This window comes from Methanothermobacter thermautotrophicus str. Delta H (assembly GCF_000008645.1).
GTDB classification, from domain to species: domain Archaea; phylum Methanobacteriota; class Methanobacteria; order Methanobacteriales; family Methanothermobacteraceae; genus Methanothermobacter; species Methanothermobacter thermautotrophicus.
The window spans coordinates 890590-916362 of the sequence record NC_000916.1; the positions used below are offsets into that span (position 1 = coordinate 890590).

Sequence of the window (25773 nt, forward strand, 5' to 3'; positions counted from 1 at the left end):
AGGTACTGTGATATTGACGAATATCTCCAGAGAATAAAGATATGATGATGGCATTCCAAAAAAAATTAAAATTGGAATGGATTTATGCTATCTGCCAGTAGGTGGATGTCTTCTTAACGTACCTGTAGGTCCAGTAGTATCTCCACTTGTATCTCCATTTACCGTAGTACCTGTACCATTTCTTGTACCATTTCTTCACCTTCACCTTAACGTAGTAGGTGAGGGTCACTGGCTTCATGATTGTGTAACTTGCTGATGATACCGCTGATGATGCGCCGTTAACAACTGCAATGAATTTCAGTGCTGTTGATTTGCTCAGAACCAGTGGCGCTGTGTATTTTGTGCTGTTGACTGTTGGTGTGGAGCCATTGGTTGTGTAGTATATTGTTGAGTTTGCAGGGCCTGTGAGTGTCACGGTAACATTTTTGAGGTATATTCCTGATGCCGGGCTTGCAGATGGTGCTGCTGGAGTTGATGTGACCGCTGCTGGTGTGAGGTCGCCCACGGTAACACTGTGGAGTCCTGCTGGCAGTTCGTATGTGAATGTGACTTCCCTGGTTTCTCCTGTGGCGAGGGTCACTGTCTTGGTGTCCTTCACCTCACCGTTGACCTTAAGCTCAGCTGTGTAGTCCCCTGCAACACCTGTGTTTGTGACATTGACTGTCACGTTCACGGTGAGGGGTGCGCTGCCGCTCAGGGGGTTAACTGTGAGGTTTGCCAGTGAGAAGTGTGGCTGCAGGTCCACTGTGAGGTTGGTGGAGTTCAGTACTGTTTCATTTTCAATTCCGCCGGTTGAATTCAGCTGGAATGCCACTGAACTTGCCCTTACCCTGAAGACCTTACCATTTGCATTTTCAACGACGAAGAGCCACCTGTAACTATTTCCATCTTCCATGAAGAGCTTTGCTGCTCCCTGGGGTACCGGTGCCCCTGTGAAGGAGCTGAGCCAGACCTCCTGGACACCTTCAGGTACCGTGTAATCTGCTGAGGGTCCGCTGAGGTCACCGGTGTAGTACCACTTTATGGTTGCATCTGTGATGTTACCCTCAAGGAGTTCAAGCTTTGCATCGACCGCAACTGTGGGATCAACGTCCTGGAGGTCATCACTGTAGTTAACATCGACAATTATCTGTGCGGGGTCCGAGGCGTTCTGCTGCATTGTCAGGTTAACAGCATTGGATGGTATATCTGCTGCTGATGCACCTGAGATACCTGCAGCGAATGCAAGCAGGACCAGTAATGGTAGCACAATATGTTTGTCTTTCAAGTTTTCACCTCCACATTATCATCAGATATTAGATAGATATATTTAATATAAAAATTTTTTTGTTTAACTGGAATCATAAGACTTAAGTTCTGTTATTAATTTAAATCTTGAGAATTTACATATAATTCAAGTCAAGTACATTAAAAATTGGTATGAACCATATTTACCTAGAAATAGCAGATTATGGCCCCCCCCAGATCCAGTCTCAGGTATTGTCATGAATCAGATCACTTCAAACATGACTGACAATTTTTTATTAAAAAAATAATTACATATACTTTTTTATTAAAAATTGTAGCTGCCTGAGAACCCTTTATAAAAATTTTGAACCCCCATTATGATCTGAATCACTCATATAGATCATATTAATCCAGAAAAACGCCAAAATATCCATTCAGATTACCCTTATTAAAATAGGGAACAATTCAGGGGATTATTCAGTTCTCAATCAAAGTTCTGAAAAATTAAGGAGAGGGTGCATTCAGCGGACCGGATCAGTTTTCATTTAGGACTATCAGCTTTGTGCGTGTCATGTCCCTTATGGCGTACTTGACACCCTCCTTACCCATTCCACTGCACCTGAATCCCCGAAGGGCATGTGGTCCACCCTGAATGTGGACTGCTTGTTTACAAGCACTGTGCCTGCCTCAATTTCCCTGGCCATCCTGAGGGCCGTCCTTATGTTCTCTGTGAAGACCCCTGCCTGAAGTGCATAGCAGGTCCCGTTGGCAATTCTTATGGCCTCATCAGCACCATTAAACCTTATTATTGGGGAGACCGGGCCAAAGGTTTCCCTTTCAATAACCTCCATGCCGGGCACCACATGGTCAAGCACCGTGGGTTCAACAAAGTTACCCCTCCTTGAACCGCCACAGAGGAGTTCAGCACCATCCTCAACCGCCGCCCCGATTACCCTCTCAACCTCAATGGCGGCATCCTCATTTATCAAGGGCCCAACATCTGTTCTTACATCCATTGGGTCCCCGGCCCTTAAACTCCCTGTTATGTTCACGAGTTTATCTGCGAATTCATCGGCCACGTCCTCATGGACTATCATCCTCTTAACGGCTATGCAGACCTGTCCAGAGTAGAGGTAGGATCCCCTCACAGCAGCCTCCACTGCAGAGTCGATGTCCGCGTCATCCATGACAATGAGGGGGTCGTTGCCTCCCAGTTCAAGGGTGATCTTCTTCATGGAGGCCCTGGCAGATATGTACCTCCCGACCTCAACACTTCCAGTGAAGGTTATCTTATCAACGAGGGGGCTGTCAATGATAACATCCCCCACCTCTGAGCCCCTCCCGGTTACAGCGTTAACAGCGCCGGCCGGGAAGTGCTCACTGAGGATCCATGCCAGCTTCAGTGCAGATAGTGGGGCCTCGAGGGATGGCTTAAGGATCGTGGTGTTACCGGCTGCAAGGGCCGGGCCAACCTTGTGTATTGCAAGGTTGAGGGGATAGTTGAAGGGGGTTATTGCCGCAACAACCCCGAGGGGGATTCTGACTGTGAAGCCAGTGAGACCCTTCCCGCCTATACCCGCGTCCATGGGGATTGATTCACCGTAGAGCCTTCCTGCCTCCTCTGCAGAAAGCCTTGCAGTTTCAACTGACCTCTTCACCTCGTCACGTGAGAACCTTATTGGTTTTCCTGACTCAAGGGTTATCAGCCTTGCAAATTCATCCAGTTCTGTCTTCAGTTCGTCTGCAACGTCATAGAGTTTCTCAGATATCTTCCTGGCTGATAGGTCCGCCATTGCATCCCTGGCCCGGTGGGCCGCCCTTATGGCCCTCTCAACATCACTTCGACCTGCAAGTGGGACCCTATCCACCTCATCCCCGTTGAAGGGGTTCCTGACGGTGAAGATTTTCTCTCCACTCACCCCCTCGCCATCAATAATCATCTCCATCTGGAAACACCCCGTAAAGGATCAGCCCACAGAGACGTAGCCCTGCTCTGGATTATAGATTCAAAATTATAAATCAATCAAAGCCGGTATGTGCCCTAGAACTTGTTCTTAAGGCCCTTTATCGAGTTTGTAACATTCTGAACATCTGAGTTCATGGCTGTTTGAGATCCCCTGACATAGTTGCGGTACCATACAACCGCCACCGTTACGATGACTATTATACCCCCGAATACAAGTATGAGTTCAGCGGATCCCTGACCTGATTCATCGGCAATTAAACCATGCAAAGCCTTAACCTCCCTATGGTGCCATGCTACTTACAAGTGTCATTCCGAAACTTCCTATCACATAGAATATTGCATATGCCATTATGGAGAGCGGAACAGCGAATTTAACACCCTTCCTTGCACTCCCGTACATTATGATGCCTATCAGGAGCCCTGCTATTATGGAGTGAATTATTATGTAGCCTGAAGCAGCGATCTTTGCAGCCCCAAGGATGGGGTTTGGTTTTCCCACTGACTCCATGAAACCTGAGTAGACCATTATCATCCCCAGGGCGAAGGGTGCTGCGATTATGGCCGCGACAACAAGGAACATGACTGACATCATGACGTTGGCCTTCCTCTCCCTCTTAAGTGCAAGTACCGCCCTCAGGTCCTCTGCAACGGTTTCAATGACATCTGAAAGGCTTCCACCGGCTCTTCTACCCTCAAGTATCATCCGGAATGTCCTGTCAAGGTTTTTTGACTTCAGGCGCTCGCTCATTGATAGTATGGCTTCATCGAATGTTCTGCCGATCTTTATCTCAATAACAGCCCTCTTCAGTTCATCATAGAGGGGTCCCTCCCCCTGTCGGGATACATCCTCAAGGGCTGATTCAAGGCCCACACCCGCCCTCAGGAGAGAGGCTATCTGCCTCAGGAAGTCGGGTGTTGACTGTTCAATGGCATCAACGCGCCTCTCCATCATTATGAAGATGTACGCCCCCAGCATGATTGATGGCAGGGAGAATCCTACCAGTACTGCGAGGATAACACTTAAACCAAGAAGGGCTGCAACAACGGATGCGAGAACTGCAAATATGGCCCCTCCAAGGAATGCAAGGGTTACTATCTCTGATGCCTTTACATACAGCCCGGTCCTTATGAGGGTCTCCTGCAGCCTGAGGAGCAGCCTATCAGGTATTATGTTCTCAAGGGCATCGCTCATTGGTTTCAGTGCGCTTGGTACTACGGCCATCTCAACACCACATTCCAGTGTAACATCATGCTCTGTTACTAACTATCTGGCGCCTATTATTTATAATTACCACATCAACTCAGTGCATCAGGCAGCCGGTTCATAACACCATCACCCACCACGACCATGTCCTCAACCCGCACACCGAACTCGCCCGGGATGTAGATCCCTGGTTCAACTGTCAGGACCATCCCTTTCCTCAGGACGGTTTCATCACCTGCTGCCAGGGATGGCTTTTCATGGACATCCAGGCCCACTCCATGACCTGTTGAGTGTATGAAGTTATCAGCATAGCCATATTCCCCTATAACTCCTCTGACAGCACTGTCAACATCACATGCCCTTGCACCAGGTTTGAGGGCCTTCACCCCCGCCCTTTTAGCTTCAAGGACAATTTCAAGTACCTCATGCTCCCCTTCACCCTCAACGATTGTCCTTGTGGTGTCAGAGTGGTAGCCCTCCCTGACAGCCCCCCAGTCAATCAGTACCGGTGACTCGATGGTGTTTGCTGTTGGCACTGCATGGGGGATGCTTGACCTCTCCGATGATGCCACTATGGTGTCAAAGGAGACCCCCTCAGAACCGGCCAGGCGCATGGTGTAGTCAAGTCTGGCGGCTATCTCAATTTCAGTCCCATTAAATTCAAGTTTTTTGAATGAGTTCTCTGCTATCCTCAGGGCCTCCTCCATCCTTTTAAGTTCCTCCCTGTCCTTGACCATCCTGATATCTGATACAGGATCCATGACCCTGAAGTCCCCACCGATGCCGAGCCTCTCAAGGAGGCCCACGGGGGTGGCCGGTTCAACAAGCACGCCTGAGAGGTCGAATGATTCCCTCACATCCCTTATTCTCTTGAAGGTCCTCACATCAACCCGGGATTTCGCCATGGCGGATTCTCTATCCATCTCACTCACAAGGAGTACCGGTTCATCCTCAAGGATCAGGAATGAGGTGGCTGTTGGCATGAAGCCTGAGAGGTAGTATATGTTCTTCCTTGCAGTTATAAGGGCCCTTTCGCCCTCCTCATGAATATTCTCAAGGGCACATTCGATTCTATTCAACCTATCACCTTTCCATACATCCATTCATCACCAGAGGACAGAGAGTTAAATATCCTCTCCCTCATTCAGAAACTTAAGTATCCTCTCCCTCATTATGCCTTCAAGTTCATCCATAACAAGCTCCGGGACCTTACCTTCAAGTGGGACAGGTATGTGGCCGAACTCTCTGTCCCTGAAGGTTTCGCCTCCGAACCTGACCGGCCTGCTGTACCTTGGATGGAAGTGCCAGTGCACCTCAGGGTCCGGATCCTCTGATCTGAAGGCCGAGTTCTTGAAGCAGCTCCAGTTGAAGAGGTCCGGGTTGAAAAGTTCCCTCACGGCAGACTCAAGGCACCTTAGAATCCATGCAAAATCAGCCCACTCCCCATCCATGAGCTCTGAGAGGTCCCTGCACTTCCTTCTGAGGGCCACGACGCATGTCCCGAGGTATCGCTGGCTCGGTGCAAGGTAGATTATCCAGTGCCGTGTTCTGGCAAGTTCGCGTCCATAGTACCCATCCAGGCCACAGTATTCACAGGAAGCCACAGGAATCACCACACCATTTAATAAGGTTTAATTAAGAGTATACCTCCTTATATATAGAACATGGGGTGCCATGATGAAATCTGTACTGAACCAGGCACTGAAGAACATAACATCCCATGAAATCTGTACTGAACCAGGCACTGAAGAACATAACATCCCATGAAATCTGTACTGATCCAGATCAGGGACTGGTGGTGAAGTTGGGGGAACTTAGAAAATTCGTTACAAGTGAATTCGTATTTGGTGACAGGGCAAGATTCCTTGCTGGCAGATACGCCCTGAACCTCGGAGCCGACAGGTCCTCCTTGTGACCGACAGGGGGTTAATGAAGACTGGATTCGTTGAGGATGTCAGCTCCTCCCTTGAGGAGGAGGGCCTCGAATATGTCATCTTTGATGATGTGACGCCCAACCCCCGTGACCATGAGGTCATGGAGGGTGCTGAGGTCTTCGATGCCGAGGAATGCAACATGATAGTTGCCCTGGGTGGTGGAAGCCCCATTGACTGTGCAAAGGCCATGGGTGCTGTTGTATCCAACAGGATGCACGTACTTGACTTTGAGGGTGTTGATATGATCCCGACCCCCTCGGTTCCCATAATATGCATCCCCACAACTGCAGGGACAGGAGCGGACGTCTCCCAGTTTGCAATCATCCTCGACACCCGGAGGATGGTGAAGATAGCCATCATAAGCAAGGCCATGATACCCGACGCATCACTCATAGACCCTGAGACCACCGTCACCATGGACCGGGAACTGACAGCTTCAACAGGTATGGATGCCCTTGCCCATTCCATCGAAGCCTATGTATCCAATGCAAGCTTCCATCTGACTGACCTCAACGCCCTGGACGCCATCAGAATCATAAGCAGGTGCCTCCCATCTGCCGTTGATGAACCCGAGAACATGGAGTACCGTGAGGGTATGATGCTTGCAAGCCTCGAGGCTGGCCTTGCATTCTCAAATGCCAGTCTGGGACTTGTCCATGCAATGGCCCACAGCCTTGGAGGCAAACTTGACATGGCCCACGGTGAGGCCAATGCACTGCTACTTGAACACGTGATAGAATTCAACTACCCTGGAGCCACTGAACGGTACCATGAAATCGCACGGGCAATGGGCCTCAGGGGCTCGGGGCCCGCCGAGCTCATTGATTACATCCGGGAATTCAGGTCCAGCATAGGGATCGACATGACCCTGGAGGATCTCGGCGTCGGGGAGGACGACATACCTGAACTTGCAGAGGCCTCAATGAAGGACCCCTGCATTGTAACAAACCCTGTACGGCCCTCAATTGAAGATGTTGAGGCCATATTCAGGAGGGCCCTCTGAGGTGCTGGTGAAATGTCTGATAGAGACTGGGAAACCCTCCGGGAAAAGATAATCGGATTCGGTGAGAAATCCGTAAGGAAGAGCTACTACCCGAGACTTCAGGAGTCAATGGCCGAACTTGAAAGGTTCAGAAAACTCCTTGACTGCGCAGATGACGCCATATTCCTGGTTAAAATCCCTGGTGGTGAACTCGTGGATGCCAACCGTTCAGCCTGTGTAATGCTAGGATACTCCACCAGGGACATCCCGGGACACATGGTATACGATCTCCTGCCAGGGGAACTCCACAATGTATTCCGTGGAATACTGGAGGGTGATGAAGACAGGGTGACCATGGATGGCCGTTTACTTAAGAGGGACGGCGATGAGGTGCCCGTTGAGATAAAGGTAAACATCCTTGATTTTAAGGGTGATAGATACGCTGTGCTCGTTGCCAGGGATATAAGCGAGAGGCTGAGGATGGAGTCAGAGCTGATGAAATCCCTCAGGGAGAATGAGGTCCTTCTGAGTGAGATACACCACAGGGTCAAGAACAACCTCCAGATAATATCAAGCCTTCTGAGCCTCCAGAGCCATGGTATCGATGACCCATCATGCAGGTCTCTTCTTTCAGAGAGCCAGGACAGGATAAGGTCAATGGCACTCATACATGAACAGCTCTACCGCTCAGGGGACTTCAGCTCCATAGAATTCTCATCATATGCCTCAAGGCTCCTCAAGAACCTCAAAAGATCATACGCCCCCGGGAAGAATATCGAGCTATCACTGGACACCGAAAACCTGAAACTCAGCCTTGAGACATCAATACCCCTTGGCCTCATGCTCAGCGAGCTTGTGACCAATGCCCTCAAACATGCCTTTAAGGGAAGAGATAGTGGTAATATAATTGTTAAATTTAAAAAGGATGGTGATTACTGTGTCCTTGAGGTCAGGGATGATGGTGTGGGTTTCAATGAGGAGAAGATCAGGAACAGCACCTCACTGGGCTTTAGACTTGTTGAAATACTCACAGAACAGCTGGACGGATCACTGACATACTCCGGAGAGAACGGAGGACTTTTCAGAATAAGGTTCAGAGAACCCCTCTACAAGGACAGACTGACCAATTAAATACAATTAACATTTTTAATGTTCTGAGAGGATTATACACCTTATACCGTCTCAAGCTTTATTAAAGGCTTGAAGGGTTAAATAAAGGTTTTTGTATCTCTGCAGGTGGTGAAGGGTCATTTCATGGCCCCATCAAAGCCCATGGAAAGCATTATAAATGGTGCCCTATGTTAATATGAATATGGTTAGATTCAACAGGGAAGAGGTCAGGGACATTCTCGTGTCCATGGTTGTAATTGCAGGCGTATTCGCCTATGTTTTCTCAGGAAAGAACATTCAGACTGCACTGGTTCTTCTTCCAGCAACCCTGATCACGGTTGGCCTTGGATTTGTCCTCCATGAGATAGCCCATAAACTGATGGCCATAAGGTACGGTTTCTGGGCAGAATACAGGCTATGGCTTGAGGGCCTTCTGCTTGCACTGGTAACGGCCTACTTCGGATTTGTCTTTGCAGCCCCGGGTGCGGTCTACATCCATGGCAACTACATTGAGAGAGATGTGAACGGTAAGATATCCCTTGCAGGACCCCTAACAAATATAATCCTTGCAATCATGTTCCTCATGGTATCCACGGTACTCCCATCACCCATCAACCAGGTGGCGTTCCTTGGATACGCTGTCAACAGCTTCCTCGCCCTCTTCAACCTCATACCCCTCGCGGTGCTTGATGGGGCCAAGGTTTTCAGGTGGAACCCCCTGATCTGGCTCCTTGCAGCCGCAGCTGCATTTGGGCTGACATTCAACAGCATGCTCTGAGTGGTTAAGATGTTCCGGGATATTCCTGTCAGGTACATTGGATGCACCCACAGGCCGTGAGGCCCTCTGAGACCCTGAAGGCCTTCGGGGACAAACTCTCCATGATAGGTGTTACAAGGATCACCGAGATAACACACCTTGACCGCATCGGCATACCCGTATTCTCCGCCATAAGACCAACAGCAGAGGATGGAGCTGTGAGCATATACGCCGGTAAGGGCGCCACCAGAACCCAGGCAAGGGCCTCGGCCATGATGGAGGCCTTTGAGAGGTATTCAGCAGAAAGAAAGCCCGAAGATGAAACATTCACAGCTCACCCAGAGGACTGTGACGGCCTTGACCCTGAGTCACTGATACTTCCAGGGTCCACTGATCTGAAATCTGAACTGGAGTGGATTAATGCAGAGAACCTCACCGGTGATGAGGAGGTCCCGGTACCTGCAAATGCTGTTTTTCATCCATACAACCCTCCGGAAGGCTGCATGAGTCTGTTCCGATCAAACACCAATGGACTTGCATCAGGGAATGCAAGGGAGGAGGCCATATTCCATGGGCTGATGGAGGTGATTGAAAGGGATGCCTGGAGCCTCTTCGAGGCTAGGAGGGGTCCCAAAGTGGAGGTTGACTGCTCAGGGACGGATAATGATATAATATCAGGACTCCTTGAGAAGTTCCATGCCGCTGGTGTGGAGGTGACCCTGGTTGACCTTACAGCAGACACCGGGGTTGCGACGGTGGCTGCGGTTGCAGATGACACCGTCCTGAGGGATCCGGCCCTCCTCACCATGGGCGTCGGGACCCACCTTGACCCTGAAATTGCGGTTATAAGGGCCCTCACAGAGGTCGCCCAGAGCAGGGCCACCCAGATACATGGAACCCGTGAGGACACCGTCAGGGCCGAGTTCATGAGACGTGCCGGGTATGAGCGTATGAAGAGACTCAACAGGCACTGGTTCAGTGAACCGGAGGACACGATTACCCTGGATGAGATGGAGGACCTCTCAACAAGGTCATTCAGGGGAGACCTTGAGATAACCCTCAGGAAACTGCGTGAATCCGGTCTAGAGGATGTTTTCTATGTTGACCTCACCCGTGATGTGGGGGTCCCTGTCGTCAGGGTCATAGTTCCGGGCCTTGAGGTCTTCTCTGTTGACCCGGAACGTGTGGGGCGTCGCATCAGGTCCTCCATCTGAGGATTCTGTAAAGATCCGATTCTGTCAAGTGTTTCCAGATGCAGGAGCTCCTCCTTCTGATATCCGGACCAATTTATCATCTAAAAGATTAATTATCAGCGCCAAGATACCAACCAGTATGCATGGTAAGAAAATAATCATCTTCACGGGACCATCCCTATCACACACTGAAGCCTCCAGTATCCTTGAAGCTGAGTACAGGCCACCGGTGAGAAGGGGTGACATTCAGGAGGCCATGAAGGAGAACCCGGACATAATAGGCATAATAGACGGTGTTTTCCACCAGAGCCCTGCTGTTGGTCACAGGGAGATCATTGATGCCATCAGGAGGGGTGTGAAGGTGGTTGGAGGGGCCAGCATGGGGCCCTGAGGGCCTCAGAGCTCAGTGAACTTGGAATGGTGGGTGTTGGCCGCATCTTCAGATCATACCTTGATGGTGAAATCGAATCGGATGATGACGTTGCAGTGGCCTTCAACCCTGACACCCTTGAGCCCCTCTCTGACTCCCTTGTCAGCATAGAATTCAACCTTAAAAGAGCCCTCATGAGGGGTGTGATAAGAGAGGATGATTTCAGGGAGCTTATGAATACCGCGAAGAACCTCTTCTACCCCCTCCGAAATTACAGGAGGATCCTCCATGAAAGCGGGATCCCTGATGATACCAAAGAATCCCTGCGTTCCTTCCTTGAATCAGAGGGGAGGGACCTTAAAAGGGAGGATGCGCTGGAGGTCATCCGTCATATAAAGAAACTTGCATCTACAGGATAGGTTCCAGAAAGTAAGGGATAGAACTACACATAACAGAACCCAAATACGCAGAGATGAGACTGAACCAAACTAATAACAGAACCATGGACTGCTGCATTCAGACTACAGCGAAATGATGAACCTCACAGGACCTAGAATTATGGATGTGTTATCATGGATCTTGAATCAAAGGTTGAAAGGGTTAAGACGGCCCTCAGGGGTGAGAGGATCGCCGTTGGATTCTCGGGTGGTGCTGACAGCACAGCCCTTCTTGATATGGCCGCTGATGTTGCTGATACTGTGGTCGCCTTCACCGTGGATACCGGTGTGATGCCCCGTGGCTTCATTGAGGGGGCTTCAGGCATAGCCCGGGAGATTGGCGTGGAACATGTTGTCCTGGAGATGAACCTCCTCGAGAATGTGGAATTTGCGAAAAATGCTGCTGACCGGTGCTTTGTGTGTAAGAACATCATATACAGTTCCATAATCAGAGAAGCTCATAACCGGGGCCTTGATGTGGTTGCAGACGGCACCACAGCCAGTGACATGTTCGAGGACCGCCCGGGGGTCCTTGTGAACCACCTTCTTGGAATAAGAACACCCCTCCTGGACGCAGGGATGAAGAGAAGTGATGTGATTGAATACCTCAGGTCCAGGGGGCTTAACTATCTGGAGGAAACCACCTGCCTTGCAACCAGGATCAGGACAGGTGAAGAAATCACACCCGAGAGGATAAACAGGATCTCCTATGCTGAAAGCCTCATCAGGAGCGTGTACGGTGATGGGAAGATCCGTGTCCGCCACGAAGGAGAATCCGCCATAATAGAGGTTGATGAACCAGAACGGCTCCTTGAGACACCCATCATAAGGCACCTGGATGATGAACTGAGGGCCGTTGGATTCAGAAGGGTCCTTCTTGACCTTACAGGGAGAAAGACCCCTGACGAGGCCATGATCTACAGGCCCTGCCGCGATGCTGAATCAAGGATAATGTTCGAGGTTAAACTGCCCTACAGCATAGACATTGCCAGGACCTGCAGGGAACTCATGGATAGGGGGCCCAGGTGTTCAGAGAAGATGGGGGTCATCATGCTGGAGGCCGGTGATGGGAATGTCACCATCTTCAGGAACGGGAAGATCGTTGCAAGGAGGGTCAGAGACCAGGAGGAAGGCAGAGGATGTCATCCTTGAGGTGATCCCCCACATAATGAGGGAGCCTGTCAGTTAATGGGCCATTGAAAGGATTGCGGAAGAGCTGGAGGCTCCGGTTGAACTAGAGGACCCTCCTAACATTCTCATCCAACCTTCTCCTGAAGGATGTCATCCTCCTCAGGAGGCCCCTTGAGTCAGGTCCCCTCAGAACTAGGTCCTCCTCAATACTGAACCGGATGCCGTCGGCGCTTATCTCATTGAAGACTAACTCAACCTCATTTGAGTCGTCCGGGATGTCATTGGTCCTCACATTGTAGTCAACAAGTAGTTCATCATGTTCAAGGACATCTGAAATAGCGGACTTGAGCGTCATCTCCAGCACATCCAGAAAGGTTTCTATGACCGGGAGGTCGTTCCACCAGCAGTACCCGAGGAGCATCTTGAGCTGTATATCCTTTATTGAGACCTCTCCATGGTTCTTAACTGCAACTGTGAGAACCCCCCTGGAGGTTCTCAGCGTTATCCTCTGGTCAGTCATTTCCATCAATAAGAGCGTTTATAAGGTCATTGGCCCTTGCAAGCCCGACGAGGTCTCCTTCATAGTCTATGATGGGTATCTGCTCAATTTTCCTCCTCTTCATCTTCTGTGCGCAGGAGGTTACGGTTGTTGAGGTGGTTGCCGTCACGATATCTGTGGTGGCGACGTCCCTGGCCTCCTTGTCAGGGAATTTCAGCTGATTCTTTATGACGTAGAGGACGTTCTTGCTGTCCCATGACCACCTGTCACCCTCTGTACCGACTGAGGTGTTGTGGACTGTGCTCTCTGAGACCACCTCACTCTCATTTATGAAGTCTGTCTCTGTGAGGACACCTGATAGTTTTCCTCTGTTGTTGAGGGTGAGGAGCACCTTTAACCTGAAGTACCGCATTATCTCAAAGGCCACGTTGAGTGGTGTCCTGTCCCAGGTGGTGGGGATGTTGCGTGTCATGTAATTTTCAACAGGTTCCTGGATGTCCATCTCAGCGATGGCCCCTGCAACAAGGTCATAGCTTGTCACTATGCCCACAAGCCTGTCCCCATCCACAACAGGGACCCTGCGGATGTTGTTCTCAAGCATCCGCTCTGCAGCCACCCTGACGTCATCATCAGGGGATACCGTGACAGGGTTTCTTGTCATAATGAGGACTATCTGCTCCTCATCAGGGTTTTCAACAAGATCAGATCTTGTTATTATGCCTACGAGTTCCTCCGTTCCCTTCTTAACCACAGGAAGCCCTGAAACATTCTTCTTTCTCATGAGTTCAAGGGCTGTTGCCCTGTTCCCTGGTACAGTAACGTAGTGTATGTTCTCTGACATTATCTCCTTTACAAGCATGACCAACACCAGAAGTAATTCGTAAAAAAAGGTTTTTCAGTGAACCACGAGGACCGGGCAGCCTGCGGATCTTACAACCTTCTCGGCCACGCTTCCCAGAAGGAATCTGTCAAGACCGTGTTTGCCTGAGGTACCCATTACCACGAGGTCCACGCCCTCCTTCTCCACTGTCCTGAGTATGGCCTCTGCAGGTGAACCCTCATCGGTCCTCACTGTTAACTTTATATCCGCCCCTGACTCCTCAACGAGCTTTTTAACAGCCTCCAGGGACCTTGAGGCCTCCTCCTCGAGCATCTCCCGCAATCTTATTATAAGGTCGTCGGCTGGTAGACCCACCAGTGAAGACGTCTCCATAACTGTTAAAGCAATTATTTCAGCTCCGCTTTCCCTGGCAATCCATATTGCATGTTCAGCAGCCTTATTGGCCTGTTTTGAGCCGTCGGTCGGGAGCAGGATTTTACTGTACATAGCCTCACCTCTTAACTAGTTTACCTTTTATTATTAAATATATTATATTTTTCGATTCGGTCCGGTTTATGATTGAGAGGTATGGATCACCTGAAAGCTTCTCCACGAGGATAAGGTCCGCAGGGAAGCCCTCCTCGATGACACCTGTGCCTGTGAAGGCTGATGTGTTGGATGTGGCCATCCTCAGCACCTCCACCGGTGGGAAGTATCTGCGTGCGCATCCCCTTGTGACCTTGAGTGTGTACTCCATCTCACGCAGCATATCAGGGGAGTTGAACATCAGGTTGTCTGTGCCAAGGAGAAGGTTGATGCCCAGCTCATGCATCCTCCTGATGGGGGGTATGCCGGATGAGAGCGCCCCGTTGGACCTGGGACAGAGGACCACCGACGCACCACTCTCCCTCACAAGTTTAAGGTCCTCCCTGACAGGGTTTGTGAGGTGTACAAGGAGTTTGAATCCTGCGTTGAGGGCCCTTTCAACCTCACTCATGCCTGTATCCTCAAGGGACCTTCTCTGTGACTCCCTGTGCTCTGCAACGTGTATGGATGCTATCTTTCCTGCCCTTTCACATTCCTCAACGATTATGGATGCTGTTTCATCCGTTATCTCACCCATACCGCTGGGGGCGAATCCGTCTGAAACCCTCAGGACCCCCCTGACCCGCCGGCGGATCTCAGCCCGGGATGCCTCCTGATCAAAGACCACGGGATCCCTTCCAAGTATAATCCCTGAGATGGGGAGGTCACCGATGGCCTCCCTCAGGAGTTCAACCCCCTCAGGGCCGCCCTCCCTGTAGTCAATAAATGATCCGATCCCATGGGTGATCATGTCCCTGGCCGAGTTTCTCATGGCCTCCATGAGCATCCCTGGTGGTGACGATTCCAGTATCCTGTGTTTGAGGCCATTAGGGGGTCTCACTATATCCTCAAGTGGTCTTCCATCGCCCACATCAAGTGCAACTGAGTCGCCGATGTGAACATGTGAATTTACAAGTGCAGGGCATACCATTAGCTTTGAAGCGTCGATTCTCTCTCCTGATGGGGCCCGTTCATCTGTTATCTCCTTTATGATTCCATCCTCAATCACCAGGTTCTTCCTCTGGGGTGTGAGCTCGGGGCCCCTCAGGATGGTTCCATTTTCAACCACAAGCATATTCATTATATAGGTGCGGGATCTTCTTTAATGCTTTCTGGATACTGTGGTGATTTTCCAGAAAAGAAGAGAAAAAATCGCACATAACTCCTCAGATTTTCCAGTTCAAAAAGGAAAGTGGGGTACTGCTAAAACTTCCTGAGATTGTTCAGCTCAGACTTCTCAGCGACCCTGTTGTAGTAGTCCACCTTAACCGTGCCCCTGTAGTACCTGTAGTATACCTTGAGTCTGGTGCTTGCACCCGGGTTGAGGGTCCCGGTGTAAACCTGCTTGTAGTTCCTTGTTGAGTATCTGCCGTACCAGACCCTTGTGTAGAAGTTCCTGGCGGCGGCTGTACCCTGATTCCTGATGTATATGTACAGTGTGCTACCTGATTTTCTGGTCCCCGTAACCACCAGGTCCGGTTTCGGGTTTCCAGCTGTTACTGTCTTCTTCTTAACTGATATGAGGCCATTGGAGTCTTTCGCTGTCAGTGAAACCGTGTAGTATCCCTCACGGGCATAGGTGTGTGTAACATTAGAACCGGTGGCGGTTGAACCATCGCCAAAGTTCCAGGTAAGGGTGAGGTTGTCACCATCAGGGTCATATGAGGTTGAAGTGAATGCAAATGTTCTGATTGATGTTGAGCCACAGTAGGCGTAGGTGAAGTCAGCAACAGGTTTGCTTCCTGTGAAGGTGGGCCTGCTCTTTGTCCTGTACCATTCCTCTGCAGCCGCATCATCGTAGGGTGTTGTCTGATTAACCCTGGGAAATGTTCCGTTCCAGTCCCCGACGAAGGCCGCGTATCCATGATCGTTGCGCCACACCTCTGTTCCATTGTACAGGGTGCTCTGATTTATAACCTCATAGTTCTGCTGGTTGGCCTCATAGAAGTTCCTGGCGCCGCTGAGGAAGTCATAGATTATCTCGGCACCATCCCATGCAGTTGCATAGTAGTTGGCCCCTGCCCCCGTGAACATCCTTGCAAAGCTGTAAACCGTTTCAACGGGGTTTTTAACCTCATACTCCTCAACCCAGCCGGTTGAGAAGCATGCGTGAAGTAGAATTGCGGGTATGCCATCCTTGAAGGGAGCATAGAATGTGGTGCCGTTCACCATCATCATGTCACCGGCACTCCATATGTACCCATCCCTTGCAACAAGGCCGAATGGTGGTGTGGCGTTACCTCCACGACCATCATAGTGACCCGCCATGTAGCCACCGTGTCCGGCGTAGATCACTGCATCTGCCCCATACATACCCTTCAGTATGTTCTTGACGGTTGCATTGTTCCTGTAGAGCTCAAGAACATGGTAACCCCTGTTTTTGAGGGTCGTTGCAACCTTCTTTGCCTCATCATACATGTCAGGGCTATCGGAGAGGCTATCTGCTACTATGAGTATGTGGGCCTCTGCCACTGGAAATGTGATGACTGATGCGATGATGAGTGCTGTGAGCATAAATCCTGATACCCTCATCGTATTCACCGATCAGCTCTATGGCTTCACATAAACTTAAACATATGATGGTATCTTGGTGCTCAGACTCACATACCATGGTATTCATCAAGGGACTTCACTGTTATTTTTCCCATGCGAACTGCTTCAATGGCATTAAGGGCCGCCCTGGCCCCTGCAAGTGTCGTGACGTAGGGTATTCCAAGTTCAACGGCCATCCTCCTTATGAGGTAGCCGTCATCGGCTGACTGCTTCCCGGATGGTGTGTTTATTATGAGACCAACTTCACCATCCAGAATTGCGTCCCTGATGTTTGGTGACCCCTGGCTCACCTTCCTCACGACCTCTATATCTGCAATGTCACTGACTGCCCTGGCTGTTCCCCGGGTTGCCATGATCCTGAAGCCGAGTTCATCGGCCTTTTTAACGATATCGGCTATCTTATCCTTGTCCTGGTCCCTGACACTTATGAAGACCTTCCCCTCATTGAGGAGGTCCATGCTGGCTGAGAGCTGGGACTTGTAGTAGGCTATGCCAAAGTTTTCATCTATTCCCATGGCCTCGCCTGTTGATTTCATCTCAGGGCCCAGGACCGAATCTGCTCCAGGGAGCTTTATGAATGGGAATACAGACTCCTTCACAGCGACGTGTTCTATATCCTTCTCCTCTGTGAGACCAAGGTCCCTGAGCTTCGCGCCCATCATGAGCCTTGCAGCCATCTTGGCAAGGGGGACCCCTGTCGCCTTGCTGACAAAGGGTACTGTACGGCTTGCCCTCGGGTTTGCCTCGAGTATGTAGACTGATGGATCTGAGTCTGGCTTTACAGCGTACTGTATGTTTATGAGGCCCACCACCTCAAGTTCAAGGGCCAGTTTCCTTGTGTACTCCTTTATGGTATCAATTATATCCTCCGGGATGCTCTGTGGTGGTATCACGCACGCTGAATCCCCTGAGTGGACTCCTGCCTCCTCGATGTGCTCCATTATACCTCCTATGTAGACGTCGGTGCCGTCGCAGAGTGCATCCACGTCGACCTCTATGGCATCCTCAAGGAACTTGTCCACCAGTATGGGGTGTTCGGGGGATACACGGACAGCCTCCCTCATGTACTCCTCAAGCTCCACATCATCATAGACTATCTCCATCGCCCTTCCACCCAGGACATAGGAGGGCCTTACGAGTACAGGGTAGCCTATGCGTTCAGCCACGGCCCTTGCATCCTCAAAGGACTTTGCGATTCCGTAGGGTGCCTGGGGTATTCCCAGTTTATTCAGCACCTCAGTGAATCTTTCACGGTCCTCTACCCTGTCTATGCTCTCATGTGGTGTTCCGAGTATCCTCACACCAGCCTCTGCCAGGGGGACCGCCAGGTTTATGGATGTCTGGCCACCGAACTGGACAACAACACCCTCTGGTTTCTCCTTCTCGATGATGGCGAGGACGTCCTCAAGGGTGAGGGGCTCGAAGTAGAGCTTATCTGAGATGTCATAATCTGTACTCACTGTCTCCGGGTTGTTGTTGACCATTATGGTCTCATATCCATCCTCAGTGAGGGCCATGGCTGCGTGGACGCAGCAGTAGTCGAACTCTATCCCCTGACCTATCCTTATTGGACCTGAACCTATGATGAGGACCTTTCTACGGTCTGATACCTCCACCTCATCTTCAAGGTCATAGCAACCATAGTAGTAGGGTGTCCTGGCCTCAAACTCGGCTGCGCATGTATCAACCATCTTGTAGACAGGTTTTATGTTGTTCTCAAGCCTCAGGGCCCTGATACTGGATTCATCCATACCTGTGAGGGATGCTAATCTCGAATCTGAAAAGCCCATCCGCTTGGCCTTGAGCAGTATGCGGGGGTCCTCCAGTGATTCCCTGGTGATGGATGATTCAAATTCAGCTATGTTGCTTATCTTCTGGAGGAAGAAGGGGTCTATCTGTGTCAGGCCATGTATCTCCTCTATGCTCATACCATCCCTGAGGGCGGTGTAGACCTGAAAGAGCCTCTGGTCCGTTGGATTCTCAAGGTCCGCCCTGGTGTATGGTGTCTCAGTGAATCCGTCTGCACCGATGTCCAGGGACCTTATGGCCTTGTTGAGGGACTCCTCAAGGGTTCTCCCTATGGCCATGACCTCCCCCGTGGACTTCATCTGAACCCCTATCTCCCTGCTTATCCCCTTGAACTTGTCAAAGGGCCAGCGGGGGATCTTTGTGACCACGTAATCTATTGTGGGCTCGAAGGACGCTGGTGTCTCCTTGGTGATGTCGTTCTGTATCTCATCGAGGGTCATGCCGACGGCTATCTTGGCCGCTATCTTGGCTATGGGGTAACCCGTGGCCTTGGATGCCAGCGCACTGCTCCTGCTGACCCTCGGGTTCACCTCTATGACCTTGTATTCGCCGGTCTCCGGGTGGACAGCGAACTGTATGTTACAGCCACCCTCTATCTTGAGGGCCCTTATGATCTTTATGGCCGCATCCCTCAGCCTCTGGTTGTCCTCGTCGCTGAGGGTCTGGGCAGGTGCAACCACCACGCTTTCACCTGTGTGTATGCCCATGGGGTCGATGTTCTCCATGTTACAGAACGATTATACAGGTGTCATTCCGGTCCCTCATAACCTCGTACTCGAATTCCTTCCAGCCCAGGACTGACTGGTCAATTAGGACCTGGTTGATGAAGCTCATCTCGAGGCCCCTTGTTGCTATCTCAATGAGTTCGTCCCGGCTGTGGGCCACCCCGCCCCCTGTTCCCCCCAGGGTGAAGGCGGGCCTCACGATCACAGGGTAGCCTATCTCCTCAACCGCCTCAAGGGCCTCCTCAACTGAACTGACGGCCCTGGCTGCTGGTACTGGTTCGTTGAGCTTCTTCATGAAGCTGTCAAAGAGGTCGCGGTCCTCCACGTTCCTTATGGTTTCAATTGATGAACCTATAACACGGACTCCCTCCAGGGCGCCCATCTCTGCAAGGCCCGTTGCAACGTTGAGGCCTGTCTGGCCGCCCATCGTTGGGAGTACTGCGTCAGGTTTCTCCTTCTGGATTATCTTGGCAACGATTTCGGGTGTGAGGGGTTCGACGTAGACCCTGTCAGCCATTTCCATGTCGGTCTGTATGGTTGCAGGGTTCGAGTTCACAAGTACTGTCTCTATTCCCTCCTCCCTGAGTGATTTACATGCCTGAGAGCCAGAGTAGTCGAATTCAGCTGCCTGCCCTATCTGTATAGGGCCAGAACCTATGATAAGTACCTTATTGATGCTTTCATCCCGCGGCATTTTATCCCCATTCCTCTCATCTAATATTCCCTTAAAACATCCACAAGCGGTCAAAGATGTTCACCGTGTCATGTGGCCCTGGACCCGCTTCAGGGTGATACTGGACACTGAACACCGGGAGTTCCCTGTGCTCTATACCCTCCGGTGTTCCGTCGTTGAGGTTCAGCTGTGTTATCTCTATGTCGGTGCCCTTCACTGAATCAGGGTCAACCGTGAATCCATGGTTCTGGGAGGTTATTGAAACCGTCCCACTCCTCAGGTCCTTCACAGGCTGATTTACGCCCCTGTGACCAAACTTCATCTTGTATATGCGGGCCCCGAAGGCCAGTGCGATTATCTGCTGTCCGAGGCATATCCCGAATATGGGCAGACGTTCGGATAGTGCTTTAACTGTGTCTATGGCATCCCTCACACGTGTGGGGTCCCCTGGTCCGCTTGATATGAGGAGACCGTCGGGCTCGTAATCCATGATCTCGGCGGGTGATGTGGTGTAGGGTACGATCACGACCCCCAGATCCTTCTCAAGGAGGGCATCTATGCTGTTCCTCTTGATCCCGCAGTCAACTATAACAACCCTCCCTGATGCATCCTCATTCAGGATTACAGGTTCCCTTACACAAACCATATCCACAAGGTCGATTTCTGTTATGTCTGGCTGTTTCACTGCCATTTCAAGCAGTTCATCATCATCAATCTCCTCGGTTGCAAGGGCACCCTTCATGGTACCCTTATCCCTTATCTTTATTGTCAGGGCGCGTGTATCCACTCCAGCTATCCCAGGAATCCCATATTCCTCCAGGAACTCCGGGAGAGTCTTTTCTGACAGGCTGTGTGAGGGTGCAGGGCACATTTCCCTGACGATGAGACCCTCGGCCTTTATCCCATCTGACTGGTACCACTCCTCGGTGACGCCGTAATTGCCCTGTAAGGGGTAGGTTGGCATCAGTATCTGGCCCCTGTATGATGGATCTGTGAGGGACTCAACATATCCTGTCATACCCGTTGCAAAGACAACTTCCCCTGTTTTCACAGTTTCAGATCCGAATGCTTCTCCTCTGATTATGGTACCGTCTTCCAAGGCGAGTTTTGCTTCCTTAAACATTTCACCACCATGATCCTGATTTCCTTTGATTGGATTAGACTGGTCGATATTCATGGCCATGGAGTGAATCAGGCTGGAGATCCATCCTCATGACCACAGCATCCTCTCCATCCTCATAATAGTTCTCTAATATCTTCTCCTCACTGAAGCCAAGGGCCCGGTAGAATTTTATGGCCCCTTTATTCCTTGCCCTTACCTCCAGTTTAATATTTTTAATGTGAAATTTTTCAAATATACTTATGGCTGTCATGACAAGTGCCGCCCCAACACCCCTCCTGCGGTAATCTTTATCAACTGCAAGTGAGATAATATGACCCTCATCCTCAAAACGGATCCAGAATATTATGAATCCAACGACCTTCCCATCCTCCTGGGCCACAAGGAAGCCTGCTCCAAGGTTGTAGATGTCCCTGAGGAGGTGGGCGGGGTATGGGTCCATGAAGGAGTCCCTTTCAATCTTAAGGACCACCTTAAGGTCCTGTGGTCTGAACTCTCTTATTATCATCTCTATCTCCGTGGTATCAATGTGGAATGATCTTGCAGTTTACATAATCAGGTGCTCGGGGCCGGGAACCCGTGTTGTTGAGGTGGGTGCCGGCAGGTTCCTCTATGTTTCAGATTACATCAGGAAACATTCAAAGGTTGATTTGGTTCTTACAGATATTAAACCTTCCCATGGGGGCATTGTACGTGATGACATCACATCCCCCAGGATGGAGATCTACCGTGGTGCCGCACTCATATACTCCATAAGACCGCCGGCAGAGATCCACAGCTCCCTCATGAGGGTCGCCGATGCTGTGGGGGCGCGGCTAATAATTAAGCCCCTGACAGGGGAGGATATTGTAACGGAAAGGAAGATGAAACTTGTCAATTATGGCAGGACATACTTCTATGAATACATAGCTGAAGTCCGCAGTAGGTGAAAGAATAGCTAACCATGTAAATGGGTGCCTTGCCACCTTGATCCCGTAACTAGGTACCGAGCACTGGATGTGCACATCAGTTTATATTATATTTATTATGAGATGGATATGGAAATAACGTTGAAGAACAGCTGGACTTATGATGGATATGAGAACAACATTGAATAACTGGACTGAGAGAAAATCCGCAGACGGAACTTATATGAAAGAATAACGTTGAAGAACAGCTGGTTGACAGAATCCACAGAATGAACTTATTAAATGTGCTAATTAAAGATTTAAGACGTGTTTAAAATGAAATGGGCTGATATGAGTTTAGATGAAGTTTTAAAGGAACTTAAAACGTCCAGGAAGGGTTTAAGCCAGGACGAGGCATCGAGGAGACTTGAGAAATACGGGAAGAACGAACTCGTTGAGGAGAAGAAGGCTGGCCCGGTGAAGCTATTCCTCAGCCAGTTCATGGACATACTCATAATACTCCTCATACTGGCTGCCGTTGCATCCTACTTCGTGGGTGACGTCCTTGACTCTGCAGTCATCCTCTTTGTTGTGGTTGTAAACGCCACCGTTGGATTCATCCAGGAGTACCGGGCCGAGCGTGCCATGGAGAAACTCAAGGGTCTGGTATCGACAGAAGCTGTCGTCATAAGGGACGGTGAGACCCTGAGGATCCCTGCATCCGAGCTAACCCTGGGAGACATGGTGATCATAGAGGAGGGAGATAATGTACCCGCCGACCTCCGGTTGATAGAAACCTATGATCTCCGGATAGACGAATCAGCCCTCACCGGGGAATCAATACCCGTCAGGAAGACACATGAAAATCCTGAAGATGAAAGGGATGTTATTGCATTCATGGACTCTAACGTTGTCTCAGGGCGCGGCAAGGGGGCTGTGATAGCCACCGGCATGGAGACCTCCATGGGTAAAATCGCCAGGATGATACAGGAGGATGAGGGTAAAACACCCCTCCAGGAGAAGATAATCTCCCTAGGGAAGAACCTCGGCCTCATAGCAGTGGTGGTATGTGCCCTTGTATTTGCAATACAGTTCCTCCGCGGCCTGCCACTGGTGGACACATTCATGACAGCAGTTTCCCTTGCCGTCGCATCTGTACCTGAGGGACTGCCAGCAATACTCACACTGACCCTTGCCCTTGGAATGCAGAGGATGGCCAGGAGCAACGCCATAGTGAGGAGACTCCTTGCAGTGGAGACACTCGGTTCCTGCTCTGTGATCTGCACAGACAAGACAGGTACACTGACCCACAACCGGATGACCGTGAGGGAATCAGAGCTCACATCACCTGAAATGGCCCTCCTGGTATGCGCACTCTGCAACAACGCCACATCATCTGAGGGGGGTGTGATAGGTGACCCCACAGATGCTGCCATACTGAGCTTCGCAGCTGAGAAGGGCTACCTGCGGGATGAACTCGAAAGGAAGTACCCCCGTCTGGCAGAGATACCCCTTGACAGTACAAGAAAGAGGATGAGCACCATAAACCAGCTGGAGGACGGAAGGTACCTCCTCGTGAAGGGAGCCCCCGAGATAATACTCAGAAGATGCCGTTACATCGACAGCGGTGATGGTGTTAAGGAACTGACTGATGAAGAAGTGGAAAGGTGGCTCTCCAGACTCAATGATATGACCTCAAGGGCCCTCCGGGTGCTTGCACTGGCCTACAGAAAACTCCCTGACGGTGACGATGAGGAGAAGGACCTGGTGTTTGTCGGACTTGTTGGTATGATGGATCCGCCAAGAAGGGAGGCTGCTGATGCCATAGAAACCTGTAAGAGGGCCGGTATAAAGGTTGTTATGATTACAGGGGATCACAGGGACACCGCTGTTGCCATAGCACATGAACTGGGACTCATGGACAACGGGATGGCCCTCACAGGCAGGGAGCTTGATGAGCTCAGTGACGAGGAGTTCCATGAAATCGTTGAGGATGTGAGGGTCTATGCACGTGTTTTTCCCGAGCAGAAGGTCAGGATAGTTGAGGCCCTCCAGGGCAGGGGCCATGTGGTCGCCATGACCGGCGACGGGGTGAACGATGCCCCGGCCCTCAAGAAGGCCGCCATCGGTGTGGCTATGGGCAGCGGTACAGATGTGGCCAGGGAATCCTCCGACATGGTCCTCCAGGATGATAACTTCGCAACCATCGTCAGGGCGGTTAAGGAGGGCAGAACTATATTCGATAATATAAGGCGTTTTGTTAAGTTCCAGCTCTCAACAAACGTGGGGGCCATCCTGACAATTGTGTCAGCATCCCTCATCAACCTCCCGGTCCCCTTCAACCCGATACAGATACTCTGGATCAACATAATAATGGATGGACCACCTGCACAGTCCCTGGGTGTTGAGCCCCCTGAGTCAGATATAATGCTCCGCGGACCTGAAAGGGAGAATATACTCCCAGGGAGGAACCTCCTGAGGATAATCCTTGCAGGTGCTGTGATGGCCGCCGGTACCCTGGGGCTCTACATGTACATGCTATCATCAGGAGCGGGGATTGAGAGGGCCATGACAGTGGCCTTCACGGTGTTCGTCGTCTTCCAGATATTCAACGTCTTCAACTGCAAGTCACGGACTGGCCTGTCAAACAGGGCGCTGATCCTTGCCGTTGTGGCCTCACTGGCCCTGCAGATCCTCGTGATCTACCTTTCACCCCTTGAGGGCATATTCAGGACTGTGCCACTATCAGTGGTGGACTGGGTGCTGATAGTCCTGGTGGCATCACTGATACTCATCCTCGAGGCTGTCCTGAGATTCTCTGATGGGAGAAATAAAGTAAAGGAGAACCGTGCAAACCCCTGAGATAAAGGAGGGAACAGAACAGTACCTCTGGAGAAGAAAAACAATGAACCCTGGAGATAAAGGAGTGAAGAGAAAGGGAAGTGACCGGCAGAGAGAAAAAATGTCTGTCATCGTTATGGCCGGGACAGAGGATGCCAGGAGGATAATCTCGAGGCTCTCAGGGATGCCATGGGTCGAGGTGACAGCCACTGCGACAACAGAGCATGGATCTGACCTTGCAGAGAAGTCTGGAGCCTCAAGGACAGTTACAGGAGCTCTGGACAGTGATGGGCTCCGTGAACTCATGGCAGACCTTGATGCCTGCATCCTGATTGACGCCACCCACCCCTTCGCAGCCCAGGCAACAGAAAATGCTCTCAGGGCCTGCAGGGAAACCGGAACCATTTATGTGAGGTTTGAAAGGCCGGAAGTTATCCCTGATGGAGTTATAAGGGTCGGTTCATTCAGGGAGGCCGGTGAAGTCGCCTCATCCCTCATAGGGGATGGGGAGGTTGTGATGCACCTTGCTGGTGTATCCACCCTGGGTGATGTCCTCAGATCCCTTGAACCTGAGAGGGTTGCTGTCCGCGTACTCCCCTCCACCTCATCCATCGAGAAATGCCTCCAGCTGGGGGTCCCGCCCAGCCATATCATCGCCATGCAGGGCAGATTCTCGGCTGAAATGAACCTCGCCCTCCTCCGGGAATACCGTGCAGGTGCTGTTATAACCAAGGAGAGCGGTGAAACAGGTGGGCTCCCTGAGAAGGTTGAGGCGGCATCAGAACTCGGCATACCGGTTATACTCGTGGAGAGACCGGAGGTTAACCTTGAGGGTGAGGCTGTCTTCGGTAACATCAACGACCTCATGGACCATGTGCTGAAGATCCTCAGGGATATGGGACAGCCAGGTGACTGAAGTGATACCCTGGACCTCGCACCGACCCTCTAAC

At 50.9% G+C, this 25773-nt stretch carries 20 protein-coding genes and 4 pseudogenes; 10 read left to right on the forward strand and 14 right to left on the reverse strand.

Going from position 1 to position 25773, the window contains the following annotated elements:
• Positions 1-82: 82 nt before the first annotated feature.
• The 6 genes and pseudogenes from MTH_RS04625 to MTH_RS04650 all read right to left on the reverse strand — a co-directional run bounded on the left by MTH_RS04625 (position 83) and on the right by MTH_RS04650 (position 6001).
• Positions 83-1267: a chitobiase/beta-hexosaminidase C-terminal domain-containing protein gene (locus MTH_RS04625; RefSeq protein WP_010876608.1), complete on the reverse strand. Its 1185-nt coding sequence runs from the start codon at positions 1265-1267 to the stop codon at positions 83-85.
• 494 nt (positions 1268-1761) lie between these two features.
• Positions 1762-3173: pseudogene (locus tag MTH_RS04630) on the reverse strand (lactaldehyde dehydrogenase).
• A gap of 95 nt (positions 3174-3268) precedes the next feature.
• Entirely contained in the window at positions 3269-3460 is a 192-nt protein-coding gene (locus MTH_RS04635; RefSeq protein ID WP_010876610.1) for a class III signal peptide-containing protein, read from the reverse strand.
• A 13-nt stretch (positions 3461-3473) separates the two neighbouring features.
• Complete coding sequence (locus tag MTH_RS04640; protein WP_010876611.1) at positions 3474-4415, reverse strand: type II secretion system F family protein; 942 nt, start codon at positions 4413-4415, stop codon at positions 3474-3476.
• 74 nt (positions 4416-4489) lie between these two features.
• Complete coding sequence (locus MTH_RS04645) at positions 4490-5476, reverse strand: aminopeptidase P family protein (RefSeq protein WP_143485766.1); 987 nt, start codon at positions 5474-5476, stop codon at positions 4490-4492.
• 45 nt (positions 5477-5521) lie between these two features.
• Positions 5522-6001 (reverse strand): HIT family protein, encoded by a 480-nt coding sequence (locus MTH_RS04650; RefSeq protein WP_143485767.1) that lies wholly within the window; start codon positions 5999-6001, stop codon positions 5522-5524.
• 116 nt (positions 6002-6117) lie between these two features.
• Here MTH_RS04650 and MTH_RS10050 point away from each other — a divergent pair, with 116 nt between their 5' ends.
• The 7 genes and pseudogenes from MTH_RS10050 to larE all read left to right on the forward strand — a co-directional run bounded on the left by MTH_RS10050 (position 6118) and on the right by larE (position 12332).
• Entirely contained in the window at positions 6118-6312 is a 195-nt protein-coding gene (locus MTH_RS10050) for a hypothetical protein (RefSeq protein WP_010876614.1), read from the forward strand.
• Between the two features lie 14 nt (positions 6313-6326).
• Positions 6327-7334 carry an iron-containing alcohol dehydrogenase gene (locus MTH_RS04655; protein ID WP_238374174.1) on the forward strand — a complete coding sequence of 336 codons (1008 nt, stop codon included), beginning with the start codon at positions 6327-6329 and terminating at the stop codon, positions 7332-7334.
• Positions 7335-7346: 12 nt separating this feature from the next.
• Positions 7347-8444 carry a sensor histidine kinase gene (locus tag MTH_RS04660; protein ID WP_010876616.1) on the forward strand — a complete coding sequence of 366 codons (1098 nt, stop codon included), beginning with the start codon at positions 7347-7349 and terminating at the stop codon, positions 8442-8444.
• 181 nt (positions 8445-8625) lie between these two features.
• A complete protein-coding gene (locus tag MTH_RS04665) occupies positions 8626-9201 on the forward strand; it encodes a site-2 protease family protein (RefSeq protein ID WP_048061267.1) in 576 nt (191 codons plus the stop codon).
• A 9-nt stretch (positions 9202-9210) separates the two neighbouring features.
• Positions 9211-10394: pseudogene (locus MTH_RS04670) on the forward strand (YcaO-related McrA-glycine thioamidation protein).
• Positions 10395-10512: 118 nt separating this feature from the next.
• Positions 10513-11162: pseudogene (locus MTH_RS04675) on the forward strand (TfuA-related McrA-glycine thioamidation protein).
• A 153-nt stretch (positions 11163-11315) separates the two neighbouring features.
• Positions 11316-12332: an ATP-dependent sacrificial sulfur transferase LarE gene (gene larE, locus MTH_RS04680; RefSeq protein ID WP_010876621.1), complete on the forward strand. Its 1017-nt coding sequence runs from the start codon at positions 11316-11318 to the stop codon at positions 12330-12332.
• Between the two features lie 82 nt (positions 12333-12414).
• Here larE and MTH_RS04685 read toward each other — a convergent pair whose 3' ends face one another.
• From MTH_RS04685 to rimI, 8 genes and pseudogenes are all read right to left on the reverse strand, one after another.
• Positions 12415-12831 carry a hypothetical protein gene (locus MTH_RS04685; RefSeq protein ID WP_010876622.1) on the reverse strand — a complete coding sequence of 139 codons (417 nt, stop codon included), beginning with the start codon at positions 12829-12831 and terminating at the stop codon, positions 12415-12417.
• A complete protein-coding gene (locus MTH_RS04690) occupies positions 12824-13669 on the reverse strand; it encodes a CBS domain-containing protein (RefSeq protein WP_048060939.1) in 846 nt (281 codons plus the stop codon). Before MTH_RS04690 ends, MTH_RS04685 begins: the two co-directional genes overlap by 8 nt.
• A 36-nt stretch (positions 13670-13705) precedes the next feature.
• Positions 13706-14137: a universal stress protein gene (locus MTH_RS04695; protein WP_010876624.1), complete on the reverse strand. Its 432-nt coding sequence runs from the start codon at positions 14135-14137 to the stop codon at positions 13706-13708.
• A gap of 4 nt (positions 14138-14141) precedes the next feature.
• A complete protein-coding gene (locus MTH_RS04700; protein WP_048060940.1) occupies positions 14142-15290 on the reverse strand; it encodes an amidohydrolase family protein in 1149 nt (382 codons plus the stop codon).
• Positions 15291-15418: 128 nt separating this feature from the next.
• A complete protein-coding gene (locus tag MTH_RS04705) occupies positions 15419-16747 on the reverse strand; it encodes a PKD domain-containing protein (RefSeq protein ID WP_048060941.1) in 1329 nt (442 codons plus the stop codon).
• 68 nt (positions 16748-16815) lie between these two features.
• Positions 16816-19996: pseudogene (gene carB / locus MTH_RS04710) on the reverse strand (carbamoyl-phosphate synthase large subunit).
• 31 nt (positions 19997-20027) lie between these two features.
• Positions 20028-21098: a glutamine-hydrolyzing carbamoyl-phosphate synthase small subunit gene (carA, locus tag MTH_RS04715; RefSeq protein ID WP_048060942.1), complete on the reverse strand. Its 1071-nt coding sequence runs from the start codon at positions 21096-21098 to the stop codon at positions 20028-20030.
• 34 nt (positions 21099-21132) lie between these two features.
• On the reverse strand, positions 21133-21603 hold the full coding sequence (gene rimI / locus MTH_RS04720) for a ribosomal protein S18-alanine N-acetyltransferase (RefSeq protein ID WP_010876630.1): 471 nt from the start codon (positions 21601-21603) through the stop codon (positions 21133-21135).
• Between the two features lie 19 nt (positions 21604-21622).
• Between rimI and MTH_RS04725 the strand changes: the two genes are divergently transcribed.
• The 3 genes from MTH_RS04725 to cobK all read left to right on the forward strand — a co-directional run bounded on the left by MTH_RS04725 (position 21623) and on the right by cobK (position 25739).
• Positions 21623-22024, forward strand: coding sequence for a UPF0146 family protein (locus MTH_RS04725; RefSeq protein ID WP_010876631.1), 402 nt, complete (start codon positions 21623-21625; stop codon positions 22022-22024).
• 294 nt (positions 22025-22318) lie between these two features.
• Positions 22319-24844 carry a calcium-translocating P-type ATPase, PMCA-type gene (locus tag MTH_RS04730; protein WP_048060943.1) on the forward strand — a complete coding sequence of 842 codons (2526 nt, stop codon included), beginning with the start codon at positions 22319-22321 and terminating at the stop codon, positions 24842-24844.
• A 100-nt stretch (positions 24845-24944) separates the two neighbouring features.
• A complete protein-coding gene (cobK, locus tag MTH_RS04735) occupies positions 24945-25739 on the forward strand; it encodes a precorrin-6A reductase (protein WP_048061268.1) in 795 nt (264 codons plus the stop codon).
• The last annotated feature ends 34 nt before the right edge of the window (positions 25740-25773 follow it).